The organism is Pseudoalteromonas sp. APM04 (assembly GCF_022809815.1).
Taxonomy (GTDB): Bacteria; Pseudomonadota; Gammaproteobacteria; order Enterobacterales; family Alteromonadaceae; genus Pseudoalteromonas; species Pseudoalteromonas marina.
Genome location: NZ_CP094441.1, coordinates 3,306,374 through 3,320,362, shown reverse-complemented (window position 1 = coordinate 3,320,362; position 13,989 = coordinate 3,306,374). Strand labels below are relative to the sequence as shown.

Below are 13,989 nucleotides of genomic sequence, written 5' to 3'. Positions count from 1 at the left end.
TTTCTACTAAAGTAAATCAAGGGGCATATTTTTTAAAGCAGCAAACTGTAAGTAAGTATGTCTGCTACTCTTTTGTTGTTACTTTTGGTTTAATTGTTGCTTTTGCATCTGCTGCCATAAGTGCAAATACCGCATAGGTTGCTGTATTTTGACGAAGCTTTGCTGGCGTCACTTTATCAAGCGTGTCGTCAGCAGTGTGGTGATAATCAAAGTAGTCTGTACCATCTTGGGCTAGTTCAAAAATAGGTGCCGAGACTGCATTTTTAAATGGAATTAGATCGGGTCCGCCGTTAGCTTGGTTTTTACCAATGTACTCAACATTTAAAGGAGCAAGTTCTTTCGCGATAGCACGCACTACAGGCAGTGACGTTGCATCTACATTTGATTCAAAACCGTAAACTACATCAGCGCCAAAATCAGACTCTGCGGCAGCAACAATATTGTGTAAATCGTTTTTATGTTTCGCAAAGTAAGCTTTTGCACCCCATAAACCAAGCTCTTCTGCGGCAAAAAGGACAACGCGAATACTGCGTTTAGGGCGTTTTACATCGCTAATATGTTTAGCAGCCGCCATAGTTAATGCAACGCCGGCGCCGTCATCAAGTGCGCCCGTGCCTAAATCCCATGAGTCTAAATGTCCGCCAATTAATACGTATTGTTCAGGGGTTTCAGTCCCGTTGAATTGGCCTATAACATTGTAACTAGTGCCTTCGCCAAGGTTTTCGGTTTGTACATTTATATTTACCGATACATTTTTACCTAAAGCGACTAAACGGGCAATTTGATCGGCATCGGGGTTGGCAATGGTTACATTAGGTATTTTTTTAACACCTTCTTTGTAATAACTACCGCCAGTGTGGGCAAAACGGTGATGACCTGTACTTACTGAGCGCATCATGTAGGCCACAGCCCCTTTTTTAGAAGCTTCAATTGCTCCAGTGGCACGTGCTTTAACAGCGGGCCCATAACCATTACCGTCTATATCGCGATTCATTCGGTAATTAATGTAAGCAATTTTACCCTTTAAGCTATTAGCCGGTGCAGCTTTTAGCTCATCAAGTGTTTCGAATAATTCAATGGGTGCGCTAATACCTTCTTTGGGTGTGCTTATGCTATTACCTAGCGCGGTTAAATGAAGGGGTTGTTCGCTAGGCGTTAATATTTTTCCACTTTCGCTGTAGCGGCGCCACTCTGGGAACGTCGCCTCTTCAAGCCATACCTTGTCAAAACCGAGTTCTTTAAATTTAGCTTGCGCCCATGCAACGGCTTTTTTGTCGTTTTCGGTGCCTGGTAAGCGCGGGCCAACTTCTGTTGTTAGTGACTCTAATAGCTCATAGCTTAGGTGGCTATTAAGTGCAGTGGTACGCACTTCATCTACTTGTTGTAATTGCTTTGGTGTAAATTCGTTGCTGCTGGCAGTGGCTGCCATGCTAATGGTAAGCAGTAGCGCGGTGATGAGGTTTTTCATGGTAATTAGCCTTGTTTGTAATTGCGGCTATTAAAACATGTAATAAAGACGTAAAAAATAGAATGAGATGAATGAGCGGCTTTAAAGCGCAAAAAGCCCGCGTATTTTAAGCGCGGGCTGGTAATTAAAGCGCTTAATTAAAAGCTAAACTGGGCAGCCAGTCTTACGTTAGTACCTTCACCTATTGTTACGTTATTTGTTCCGCCACCGGCTAGATAATCTTCATCAAATAAGTTTTCTATGTTTAGGCGTAAGTTAACATCGGTTTTGCTTACTTTAAGTTTGTAAGTTGCACCTACATCTACGCGTGTGTAGGCATCTTTAGTAATCGTGTTGGCACTATCTGCAAAGCGCTCACCTTCGTAAAATGCACCCGCATTAAATGCAATCGCGTCGTTTAATTCGTAACGTGTCCAAAGAGATGCAGACCATTTAGGCGCATCAGTAGGGCGCTTGCCTTCTAAATCTTCGTCACGCTCGTAATTTGCATCTAAATACATAGTCGATGCCATTACGAATAAACGGTCAGTTGCCGCACCTTGCGCTGTTAGTTCAACGCCTTTGTGGCGCTGTTCACCAATTTGGTTTGTTTCAGAGATTAAATCACCCACTGGTATATCAAGTGTTTCTGTAACTAGTGTGCCATTTTTACTTATATCGAAAAGTGCACCACTTAGCATTAAGCGATCATCAAACAATTGCCACTTAACGCCAATTTCTTTTTGCTCAGAGGTAACGGCGTCAAGCTTCATACCATTATTTATATCGTCTTCGTTTACAAGAGTATCGCTTCCTTGAGGCTCAAAGCCTTCAGAGTAACTCGCGTATATGGTAGCTGATGCATTAGGGTGATAAAGAACACCTACTTTTGGCACAAACGATTCATTATTTGCATCTTCACGTGTTTGCTTATCGTAGCGACCACCAAGCGATAGCTGCCATTGTGGCGAAAACGTGATTAAGTCTTGCACATAAATACCGTAATAGTCGTATTCTGTTTCGCTAATAGTGTCGTCAGTTTTGTAACTGACAGTTGGGCGACTTGGTTCTGCTTGGCCTGCTATAAAATTAAATGAATCAGCTGAGGTGCGACGCTGGCCATAATAATAATCAAGTGAGTTAGCACCAATTAATAATTGATGATGAACACCGGCTGTTTCAAATTCACCAATGAAGTCGATAAATGCTGTTTTAAATTGCCAGTCGTCGAATCGGTCGTACGGGCGAGACTCATAGCTGTCGCCTTCAACAAAATTACCCGGCTTACGTGGCGCTGACTCAAAACGTTGGCGCTCAAATGTTTGTTCGTTATAACCAAGTTTTACTTGCCAGTTATCGTTTAAAAACACTTTAAAATCTATGCCCGCATTTTCTACCGTTATGTCGGTAAACGCCCAAGACATATCGCGAATAGTTTTATCGTCGCCAATAACGTTGGCGTTGTCGTCTATCCATGCACCGGTGTCTAAACCTGCTTCGTCGTCTGTGCGGTCGTAATGCACACGTACTAAGGCATTATCACTAATGTCGTAATCAACAATAAATGCACCTAAAAAGCGGTCACGCTCGCGGTTTTCACCATTTTGGTATTCGCGCCAGTAATCAACATCTTGCTTAACTAAAATACCGCGTGCACGTAAATCTTCTGCATCCGTTAATGCTCCGCTAGCATCAAGCATAAACCGCGTTGAACCGTGTTGATCTACATCAGCACTGGCATTGAACAAAGTTTGTGCTGTTGGCTTTTTAGTGACCATATTAACTAGTCCGCCAGGGCCTGATTGACCATATAAAATGCTCGATGGACCTTTAATAACTTCTACTTGCTGTAAAATTTCAATGGGTTGTTGATAGTGCGACCAGTGCTGATGACCATCGCGTAAGTAACCCGTTGATGAGCTAAGCTCAAAACCACGTAAGTTAAATACTTCACGGTTACGTTGTTTAGAACCAGCCGTTAAGCTTGCATCGTTTGAAAGTACTTCACCTAGTGTTGTCGCAAGTTGTTCGTTAATAATAATATCGCTAATTACAGTCACTGATTGAGCAGTATCAAGTAATGAAGTTGATGTTCTCATTGCACCATTTGCGTTATCTACTTTGTAGTCATTAAAGAAACTTCCTTTGACTTCAATATGTTCAAGGTCGGTAGAGTTTGCATATGTGTTTGTTGTTATTGTTGCTAATAGTGCGATGTAAAGTGAACTCAGTTTCATTTGATGCTTCCAGCTCAATATGTGAATAAAAAGTGAAGCGCAATCTTAATGAAAATAAATATCATTTGCAATATGTTTTTATTAACAATATTTTATAATGTGTTTGCTAATGGTTGCCAATAACGAATTCTGCTATTATTAGCGGCATATTTAGTGGGACTTTATCCTGCGTTATTTTTACTGCTATGGAATTTACTGTGACTTCAACTGCTTTTTCATCTTTGGCTTTACCAGCTGGACTTGTTGATAATTTATCGACGCTTGGCTACGCCCACATGACACCTGTACAGGCGCAAAGTTTGCCACCTGTACTTGAAGGTAAAGACATCATTGCGCAGGCAAAAACCGGCTCAGGTAAAACGGCTGCGTTTAGTTTAGGTGTGCTTGCTAAATTAAACGTAAAACGTTTTAGAATTCAATCGCTAGTTTTATGTCCAACACGTGAACTTGCTGAACAAGTGGCTGTTGAAATGCGTAAGCTTGCGCGTGGTATCCATAATATTAAAATATTAACGCTATGTGGTGGTGTATCAATTGGGCCGCAAATTGGGTCGCTTGAACACGGTGCACACATCATTGTTGGTACACCAGGGCGCGTAGATGACCATATTCGCAAAGGGACTTTACGGTTAGACGATGTAGAAACATTAGTATTAGACGAAGCCGATCAAATGCTTGATATGGGCTTTCAAGATACCCTTGATGCGATTATTGAATGTATTCCAGAAAACCGCCAAACGCTTTTGTTTAGTGCTACTTTTCCACGCGCAATCGAAGCGATAGCAAAGCGTGTACTTAGTAACCCAGAGATGATTAAAGTAGAAGAAGAGCAAGAAAAAAGCACAATAAAACAATACTTCTACAAAATGGATAACAATAAACAGCGCTATCCAACACTTAAGTTACTATTACTTAAATTTACACCACAAAGTTGTGTTGTGTTTTGTAACACCAAGGTAGAAACGCAGCAAGTGTGCGATGATTTAGCCGATGAAGGTTTCAGCGCCGTGGCATTGCATGGTGATTTAGAACAACGTGACCGTGAGCGCACTCTGATTCATTTTGCTAATAAAAGTGCGTCTATTTTAGTCGCGACAGACGTTGCCGCACGTGGTTTAGATATTGACGATATGGACATGGTAATCAACTACCATTTAGCGCATGATCCGCAAACGCACGTTCACCGAGTTGGGCGAACAGGCCGCGCGGGTAAAAAAGGAATTGCTTGCTCAATTTATGGTGATGCAGAGCAATTTAAAGTAGCGCAAATTGGTGATCACTATGAGCGCGACTTTGAGCCAGAGCCAATGCCTTCATATAATTTGTTGGACAAACCACCGTACAAACCAGACATGGTCACTCTGATGATAGATTCAGGTAAAAAGCAAAAAGTGCGTGCAGGTGATATTTTAGGTGCGTTAACGGGTAAAGACGGTATTGCTGGGCGTCAAGTAGGTAAAATTAATGTTCTTGATAACGTCGCATTTGTAGCTGTTGAACGTAATGCGTCTAAACCGGCACTTCGTAAATTAACCGAAGGTAATATAAAAGGGCGTAAAATTCGTGCTCGTCGCCTAACGCGTTAATCAATTTATGAGCGAGCAGCCGGTTTAAGCTGCTCGTACTCTACTTTTATTTGCTTAAATGCATTCTCGCAGCCAGTAGGTTTGTCTGGGTGGTTCGCCAGTGCAAGCTGTCGCCAACGTTTTTGTAATTCTTTAAGTGAAAAATCATTTGTTAGCTGCCACTTTGCCAACAGTGTGTCAAAGTGATCTTCTGCTAAAGCTGGCGCGCTATTTACCCTCTTAAACTTTTGCCAAAAACTTGTGAGTAGCTCATTAATTTGCTCTTCGCTTGCTTCGTAATTCCCCCAGTCTAAATAATAATCTTTTAAGTTTGATTTAACCGTTGTAGGGCTTTCTATGCTTGTTTCAATGAGTTCTATATGAAGTGTTGATATTAAGAGACTTTTAGGGTGAAGTTGTTCCTGTAGTTGATACAATGCATTCATAATTAAAAAATTACGCTTAAATAAATCACGTTCAGGGTTTTTATCAAGTGGCTTAATTGCGCCACAATTAATAAGCTCAGCTGCTAGGATATGAACTTGCCACACTTTTTGGGTTAATATTAAGTCAAATATTCGGTCAATCAGTGGGTTAAGCATTGTTTAGGTCCTAGTATTTAGTGTATCTTCAGTACAGATTACATTGTTACACGTAACAATTTGAAGGATTAAAATTATGCATGGCAAGCTCAAGTGCCTCTTATTCATTGTATGCAGTTTGTTCTATTTGCCAAGTTATGCTCAACAATCAGAACCATTATTAGAAGAGTTTAAACAACAACAACAATGGGATGCAAAGCTTGAATTAGGTAACGCCTTACTTAATAACCAACGTATTACAGCTCAAAGTCGTGCTGTAATATATGCAGGCCTTGCCGATACTGCGCTGTCGAGCGGCCACTTTAGCGATGCTTTTAATTACTTTAAATTATTAGAGCAAGAAACTTCTGGATCACTTCTTCCTAGCGAGCACTTTCGTGCAATTAAAATGCAAGGTGTTGCACTTTTTTATCAAGGCTTATTTAAACAAGCAATTACTCAATATACGCGTGCACTTGATATTGCAAAAATTAATAACCAACCATTAGAACAAGCAAATTTATTGAATAATATTGGTTTAGCTTATTTTAATATGCATAAATTAGTAGCAACGCTTGATTACTACCTAAAAGCAAAAGAGATTTACGAAAAAGTGGGTAGTGAACAGGATAAAGGCGATATTTTAATTAACATAGCAGGCGTTTATATACGCTTATCTCGTTATGAAAATGCCATGAGTATTTATCAAGACGTGTTAAAAATCTTTCGCAAGTTAGATGATAATTTGGGTATTGCTATGGTGCATAATAATATGGGGGTGGTTTATTTTGAAAGCAACCAGCTAGATTTAGCGATGCATTACTACCAATTAGCAACCCGTTATTACCTATCCGTCAACAATATGAATAAGTTAGCGACTCAGTACACTAACATTGCAAACGTCAATATTATTCTCAATAAAGTGGAATTAGCCTATGAGCAAGCGCAATTAGCGATAGAGTATTCACTTAAAATTGATAATAAAAACTTAGAACTTACTGCACTGCAAACTCTTGCAAAAGTTCAGCTTGTAAGGGGAATGTTAGATGAGGCAAAAACGAATATTGAACGCGTTTTTGAATTACTTGAAGAGCATAGTAATGATCGCATAATGCGAGATGGACTTGGCACCCACGCTTTGATTGAAGCGAGCAGGGGAAACTACGAAAATGCAATGCAGTTGCATGAAAAGTACAATAACGAATTACGTAAATTAAGAAGCGACTCTATTGTTAAAGCCCTAGCCGTGCTAGAAAAACAATTTAAAGCCACACAATTGAATCAAGAAATTAAAGAGCTGAAACAAGACCGTAAATTACAAGAACTAAAAATGCATCAGCGTTCGCAGTTAACGGTGTTTATTTTTGTACTGTTATTTTTAGTCATAGTGACAGGGGTTGCTTTATACCGACGCGGCGCAGAAAAACGGGCAAAACAATATTTAGCTGAGCAAGTGGCGCAACGCACAGCAGAGCTTCAAGCTGTTGCCCAAGAGTTAAGAGCAGCTAATGATGTTAAAAGTCAATTTTTGGCTAATGTTAGCCATGAAATAAGAACACCACTAACGGCGATTCTCGGACAAACAGACGACTTAATGAATGGTTTATACGAGCCTGAACAGCTAAAAGATGAGTTAGCTATTATTCAGCGGCACAGTAACCATTTAAAAAGTTTGATCAACGATGTACTTGATTTAAGTAAAATAGAAGCGAATAGGTTAGAGCTTAATGTTTCTTGTTTTGACATGGTTCAACTGGTTAACGATGTGCACGCAATGTTTAACCCTCAGGCAAAAGCAAAAAATCTCAGGCTTGTGCTTGAAAATAAGGTGGGCGATGAGTTTTACACCCGCCTTGATATAATGCGAGTAAAACAAATTCTCATTAATTTGTGTGCAAATGCAATTAAGTTTACCCAATCAGGGCAGGTATTAATTGCATTAAATAAAACAGATCAGGGTATTGTACTGATTGTTAAAGATACCGGTATAGGTATGAACTCATCGCAATTAAAGCTCATTTTTGAATACTTTAGCCAAGCAGATAACAGTATTAGCCGACGTTTTGGTGGTACAGGTTTGGGGCTTAGTTTATCGCAGCAGCTCGCTTCTATGATGGGCGGGTATATTAGCGTGCAAAGTGAATATAAAAAAGGAAGTCAATTTTCGTTCTTTTTACCTTGTGCGCAAGTTTCTAGTGATCAAAGCGATATTGGGCAAATAGAGCAAAATAAAGTGCAACTAAGCGGTACTGTCCTGCTTGCAGAGGATCATGCAGATAACCGTAGGTTTATTAGCCGTTACTTGCGTTCATTAGGGCTTGATGTAATTGCGGTAGAAAACGGTGAGCAAGCTGTAGAGCGTTGCTTACAAGAGTACCCAGATCTTGTATTACTCGACATTCAAATGCCTATAATGGATGGACGAGCGGCCTTTGAGCTATTGAAAAAATGTGGTTTTCAACGGCCAATATTTGCGCTCACTGCAAACGCAATGAGTCACGAAATTGACGACTACCTTACATTAGGGTTTAACGGTTACCTTGCAAAGCCATTGGATAAAGACTTATTTTATAAAACCTTGTCAGAAAATTTAGACCAAGTTCATTCGGACGAACCTAATGTACCAAGTGAGATAGACATCAGTGATTTAGTAATAAGTTTTAAACAAAGTTTTGGTTTAGAAAGCGAAAATATTACACAGCATTTTCTAAGTGAAGACTTTGACGCTTTGCAAAAAGATAGCCACCGAATATTAGGTGCAGCACAAATGTTCGCCTTAGAGGAAATAGCTTCAGCTGCGAAAAATTTAGACAGCGCCTTATTGCAAAAAGGCGAAAAAGATATGAAATATATTAATCAGCTTGTGTCAGAGCTCCAGGCTGTATTACACAAATATAATGAAACGTAAGTACACATTATAACAAATATAAAAAAAGCGCCCAGGGCGCTTTTTTTGTATTACTTAAATGCGTTTATTGGCGTTTCATCGAATCAAAAAACTCATCATTGGTTTTACTCATTGATAGTTTATCGATTAAAAATTCCATGGCGTCAATCTCTGACATTTCATGAACGATTTTACGTAAAATCCATAGCTTTTGCAGCTCATCTGGCTTAGTAAGTAGTTCTTCACGGCGAGTACCAGAGCGGTTAAAGTCGATAGCTGGGAATACACGTCTTTCCGCAATTTTGCGGTTTAGATGTAATTCCATGTTACCAGTACCTTTAAATTCTTCGTAGATAACTTCATCCATTTTAGAGCCAGTATCGATAAGTGCAGTGGCTATAATTGTTAAGCTACCACCTTCTTCAACGTTACGTGCGGCACCGAAGAAACGCTTAGGTTTGTGTAGTGCATTAGCGTCAACACCACCGGTAAGTACTTTACCTGATGAAGGAATAACGGTGTTGTAAGCACGTGCTAAACGCGTGATTGAATCAAGTAAAATAACAACGTCTTTTTTATGCTCAACTAAACGTTTTGCTTTTTCGATAACCATTTCGGCAACTTGTACGTGACGAGATGCAGGCTCATCAAACGTTGATGCAATAACTTCACCTTTAACAAGGCGTTGCATTTCAGTTACTTCCTCAGGACGTTCGTCAATTAGTAAAACCATTAACGTTACATCAGGATGATTATGCGTAATTGATTGTGCAATGTTTTGCAGTAGCATTGTTTTACCCGCTTTTGGCGGTGCTACTAATAAACCACGTTGGCCACGGCCAATTGGTGATGCTAAATCAAGTACACGAGCAGTGATATCTTCTTTACTACCGTTACCACGTTCCATGCGGAAACGTTCGTTTGCATGCAGTGGCGTTAAGTTTTCAAAAAGAATTTTGGTGCGAGAATTTTCAGGTTTATCAAAGTTAACTTCGTTTACTTTAAGTAATGCAAAGTAACGTTCACCATCTTTTGGTGGACGAATAAGGCCTGAAATTGAGTCGCCAGTACGCATACTGAAGCGGCGAATTTGGCTCGGTGATACATAAATGTCATCTGGGCCAGCTAAGTAAGAAGCTTCTGATGATCTTAAAAAGCCAAAACCATCTTGCAAAATCTCAAGGACACCACCGCCGAAGATATTTTCTCCGCCTTTGGCATGGGATTTTAATATGGTAAAAATGATATCTTGCTTTCTTAAGCGGGCTACGTTTTCGAGCCCCATGGACTCAGCTAAGTTTACAAGTTCTTTTATAGACTTGTCTTTTAATTCGCGTAAATGCATATTGGTGGGTTCTTTATTACAATTGTCATACTCAAAGTCGCTTTGATCGTTGAGTGAGGTTGGTTGAATATAACTAAGGATTAGTTGGCTTTATAAACTAGCAGTTCACTGGCATAGCGTCCAGTGTTTATACAAAATAAATTCAAAAAAAGGGCAAAAAGCCCTTTTTTAGTTCTAGTCTATTAGATGTTGTTATCTAAAAACTCGATAAGTTGTGTTTTTGAAAGTGCACCAACTTTAGTTGCAGCAACTTGGCCATCTTTAAAAAGAAGCAAAGTAGGGATGCCGCGAATACCAAATTTAGGCGGAGTGCCAGCATTTTGGTCAATATTAAGTTTAGCAACAGCAACACGACCGTCGTATTCATCAGCAACTTCATTAAGGATAGGGGCGATCATTTTACAAGGTCCGCACCATTCAGCCCAGAAGTCTACTAGTACAGGCTTGTCTGATTGTAATACGTCAGCTTCAAAGCTATCGTCAGTAATTTGGATTATTTTCTCGCTCATTGCGCTCTCCGATTTAGTTAGGCGAAATATTTAGTGCGTATTTAAACACTCTTGTTTCTTATTGCAAGTTTAAACGTTATGCTTAAACGCTATGACTAAGACACATTTAACCGATAAAAAGTTTTCAGACTTTGCTATCGCACCGGAAGTGGTTGCCGGTCTAACCGAGAATGGGTTTGAATATTGCACACCTATTCAAGCAAAATGCCTACCTTTTATTTGTGATGGACGCGATATTGCGGGCCAAGCACAAACAGGTACAGGCAAAACGTTGGCATTTTTAACTGCTACGTGCCATCGGTTGTTACAATCTAGCAAAGCACCTAGTAAACATCCAAGAGCCCTGATCATGGCCCCTACTCGGGAGCTTGCGATTCAGATACACAAAGATGCAAAAATTTTAGCGCCACACTGTAATCTTAACTTAGGTTTAGTATATGGTGGCGAAGATTACGAAAAACAACGTGCACAATTAGAAAAAGGCGTAGATATTTTAATTGGCACCACAGGTCGTTTAATCGATTTGTACAAGCAAGGCTGTTACACCCTTAATGAAATTGAGGTTGTTGTGCTTGATGAAGCTGATCGTATGTTCGATTTGGGCTTCATAAAAGATATACGTTATATGTTTGATCGTATGCCAGATACGTCAAAGCGATTAAACTTATTATTTTCTGCGACTTTATCGTACCGCGTGCAAGAACTTGCTTTTGAACACATGACCAACCCAGAGCATGTACAAATTGAGCCAGACGTAAAAACCGGTAAACGCATAAAAGAAGAGCTATTTCACCCTTCACAAGAAGATAAAATTAAGCTTTTATTAACGTTAATTGAAGAAGAGTGGCCTGATAAAGCCATTGTGTTTGCAAACACTAAGCACAGCTGTGAAACCGTGTATGCGTGGTTAAAAGCTGATGGTCATCGTGTTGGTATGCTAACGGGTGATGTAAACCAGAAAAAACGTCAAAGCATTTTAGCGCAATTTAGCAAAGGCGAATTAGACTTTTTAGTTGCAACCGATGTTGCAGCGCGTGGGTTGCATATCCCAGAAGTAAGTCATGTATTTAACTTTGACTTACCAGACGACTGTGAGGATTATGTTCATCGTATTGGTCGAACAGGTCGTGCAGGTGCATCAGGACATGCAATAAGTTTTGCGTGTGAACAATATGCATACAACCTACATGAAATTGAAGAATACATAGAGCATAGCATTCCTTTATCGCATTACGATAAAGCCGCTTTGTTAGACGATTTAACTAAGCCTATTATTCAAAGAAAGCGCAACTATTCAAATGGTCCTCGTAATCGTAGTAACAATAACGGACGTCGACCAAATAATAGTTACCAAAAAGGACGGTCGTAATAGACCGTTTGTATAAGTAGTAGTAACTAGAGGTTTTTGAACGGTGGGGCAACTTATACCGCAAAAAAATGTATACGCAGTTATTGATTTGGGATCAAATAGCTTTCATATGCTTATTGCCAAATCAGTGGCTGGCGGTTTACAAACTATTGGTCGCGTAAAACGCAAGGTCAGGTTAGCCGCAGGGCTTGATAAAAATAACATATTAAGCACCGAGGCTATGCAACGAGGCTGGGAATGCCTCGCGCTTTTTGCTGAGCGTTTACAAGATATTCCAAATCAAAATATTACAATAGTAGCTACGGCTACATTACGCTTAGCAACCAATGCTGAAATATTTAAAGCGCAGGCTGAAAAAATTCTTGGCCATAAAATCAATGTTATCAGTGGTGAATTAGAAGCGCGTACCATATACAAAGGTGTAGCGCATACTTCTGCATGTACTGGCAAACAGCTTGTTATTGACATTGGTGGTGCAAGCACTGAAGTAGTGATTGGTAAAGAGTTTGATGCACTTTTATACAAGAGCCTCAACATGGGGTGTGTTACTTACCTTGAGCGTTACTTTAAAGATTGCTTATTAACACATAGCAATTTCAATACCGCTATAAAGGCTGCTCGAACTGTTATTGATAATATAGCTCCTGAATACAAAGCCGCAGGATGGCAAATAGCATCAGGCGCATCAGGTACAGTACAAGCAATTCAAGAAATTATGGTGGCACAAAACCTTGATGATCTTCTTACTTTAGAAAAGCTTAATTCAATAAAAGAGCAATCAATTGCATTTAAATCCATTGCAGCGTTAGACCTTCCAGGTTTAAGCGAAGATCGTCGATTGGTATTTGTATCGGGCCTTGCTATCTTGATTGCTTTGTTTGAATCGTTAGAAATTGAAAAAATGGGACTTGCAGGCGGCGCACTTCGTGAAGGTGTTTTATATAGCATGGTGCCAGAGTTTCATAATAGCGATATAAGAAAGCGAACAGTTGATGGGTTTATGAGTCGATACCATGTTGACCAAAAACAAGCATCACGAGTTTCTAGTTTGGCAATTGAGCTCGCACAAAGCATCAATGAAGATTGGCCAATTAATCACTTAAATGGCTTACCCCTATTAAAAGCCGTTGCACAGTTACATGAAATCGGCTTACTAATAGAGTATAAGCAGTATCATAAGCATACAGCGTATATCCTAGAAAATACCGACATGCCTGGTTTTTCGCAATCAGAGCACAGGTTAATTGTGGCAGTAGCCGATGCACATCGTTCTGATATACCAAAAGACAGCTTCAACGCGCTAGGTGCAAACAACCTTCTTGCGCAGTACATTGTAAGATTACTTCGAGTATCCGTTATTTTGTCGATGAGACGACAGGACGATGTTCTGCCACATTTTGAATTAACCGCTAAGAATGAAGTTTTAACATTAACATTCGAAAATAACTGGTTAAAAGAACATCCATTAATGGCAAGTGAACTACAACAAGAGTCTAAACAGCAAAGTAAACTTGGTTGGAAGCTTATCGTTCATTGAGTAAAAAGGCCCTTGTGGGCCTTTTTAGTGTTTAAAGTAACCGTTTCGATGAAAATATGCGCGAACGACACGTTTTTTCAAGTTTTCTTCAAAAAAGGGTTGATCTGTTTTCGGATCTCCCTATAATGCGACCCCACTGAGACGGCAGAGCAGGCAACGCTTAGCGAGGCAAGCAAACCACTTAGTGAGTCGAGTAAAACTTGAGTTTAGATTTTTATAAAGTTTAAAATTAAGTGTTGACAAAAACACAGGAAAGCGTAAGATTCGCTTCCCTTGAGTCGCTAAGGCAACTCAAACGTTCTTTAACAATATAAAGCAATCATCTGTGTGGGCACTCGTACAGATTGAGTTCTAACAGCCAAGCTACTTAGGTAGTGAGGCAAACAAATTAGAGTCTCAATTGAAACTGAGTGACCAACAGCAATAACTTACTTAGGTTTTACTTAAGAAAAGAATTGCAGCACAGTCAATTCAATATCGAAAGATATTAAATAAATTCAGAATTCATTGAG

9 protein-coding genes are annotated in these 13,989 nt (G+C 39.7%); 4 read left to right on the top strand and 5 right to left on the bottom strand.

Annotation, left to right across the window (positions count from 1 at the left end):
- Window positions 1–64 precede the first annotated feature (64 nt).
- Together MTP24_RS15335 and MTP24_RS15330 are read right to left on the bottom strand one after the other, a co-directional pair.
- Window positions 65–1,468, bottom strand: coding sequence for a M20/M25/M40 family metallo-hydrolase (locus MTP24_RS15335; protein WP_243532028.1), 1,404 nt, complete (start codon window positions 1,466–1,468; stop codon window positions 65–67).
- A gap of 137 nt (window positions 1,469–1,605) precedes the next feature.
- The gene (locus MTP24_RS15330) at window positions 1,606–3,684 is read right to left on the bottom strand and encodes a TonB-dependent receptor (protein ID WP_008129497.1); all 2,079 of its coding nucleotides are present in this window, start codon (window positions 3,682–3,684) and stop codon (window positions 1,606–1,608) included.
- 197 nt (window positions 3,685–3,881) lie between these two features.
- Between MTP24_RS15330 and dbpA the strand changes: the two genes are divergently transcribed.
- The gene (dbpA, locus tag MTP24_RS15325) at window positions 3,882–5,270 is read left to right on the top strand and encodes an ATP-dependent RNA helicase DbpA (RefSeq protein WP_008129499.1); all 1,389 of its coding nucleotides are present in this window, start codon (window positions 3,882–3,884) and stop codon (window positions 5,268–5,270) included.
- 5 nt (window positions 5,271–5,275) lie between these two features.
- Here the strand turns inward: dbpA and MTP24_RS15320 are convergent, their stop codons facing one another.
- On the bottom strand, window positions 5,276–5,851 hold the full coding sequence (locus MTP24_RS15320; RefSeq protein ID WP_243532025.1) for a DNA-J related domain-containing protein: 576 nt from the start codon (window positions 5,849–5,851) through the stop codon (window positions 5,276–5,278).
- Window positions 5,852–5,927: 76 nt separating this feature from the next.
- Here MTP24_RS15320 and MTP24_RS15315 point away from each other — a divergent pair, with 76 nt between their 5' ends.
- Complete coding sequence (locus MTP24_RS15315; RefSeq protein ID WP_243532023.1) at window positions 5,928–8,738, top strand: ATP-binding protein; 2,811 nt, start codon at window positions 5,928–5,930, stop codon at window positions 8,736–8,738.
- 64 nt (window positions 8,739–8,802) lie between these two features.
- Here MTP24_RS15315 and rho read toward each other — a convergent pair whose 3' ends face one another.
- Window positions 8,803–10,062, bottom strand: coding sequence for a transcription termination factor Rho (gene rho / locus MTP24_RS15310; RefSeq protein WP_006792445.1), 1,260 nt, complete (start codon window positions 10,060–10,062; stop codon window positions 8,803–8,805).
- A 182-nt stretch (window positions 10,063–10,244) separates the two neighbouring features.
- Window positions 10,245–10,571 carry a thioredoxin TrxA gene (gene trxA, locus MTP24_RS15305; RefSeq protein ID WP_006792444.1) on the bottom strand — a complete coding sequence of 109 codons (327 nt, stop codon included), beginning with the start codon at window positions 10,569–10,571 and terminating at the stop codon, window positions 10,245–10,247.
- Window positions 10,572–10,662: 91 nt separating this feature from the next.
- On the opposite strand from trxA, the gene rhlB reads away from it, so the two are divergent.
- Both rhlB and gppA read left to right on the top strand, forming a co-directional pair.
- Window positions 10,663–11,940 (top strand): ATP-dependent RNA helicase RhlB, encoded by a 1,278-nt coding sequence (gene rhlB, locus MTP24_RS15300; protein ID WP_006792443.1) that lies wholly within the window; start codon window positions 10,663–10,665, stop codon window positions 11,938–11,940.
- A 43-nt stretch (window positions 11,941–11,983) separates the two neighbouring features.
- The gene (gene gppA / locus MTP24_RS15295; RefSeq protein WP_243532021.1) at window positions 11,984–13,477 is read left to right on the top strand and encodes a guanosine-5'-triphosphate,3'-diphosphate diphosphatase; all 1,494 of its coding nucleotides are present in this window, start codon (window positions 11,984–11,986) and stop codon (window positions 13,475–13,477) included.
- The last annotated feature ends 512 nt before the right edge of the window (window positions 13,478–13,989 follow it).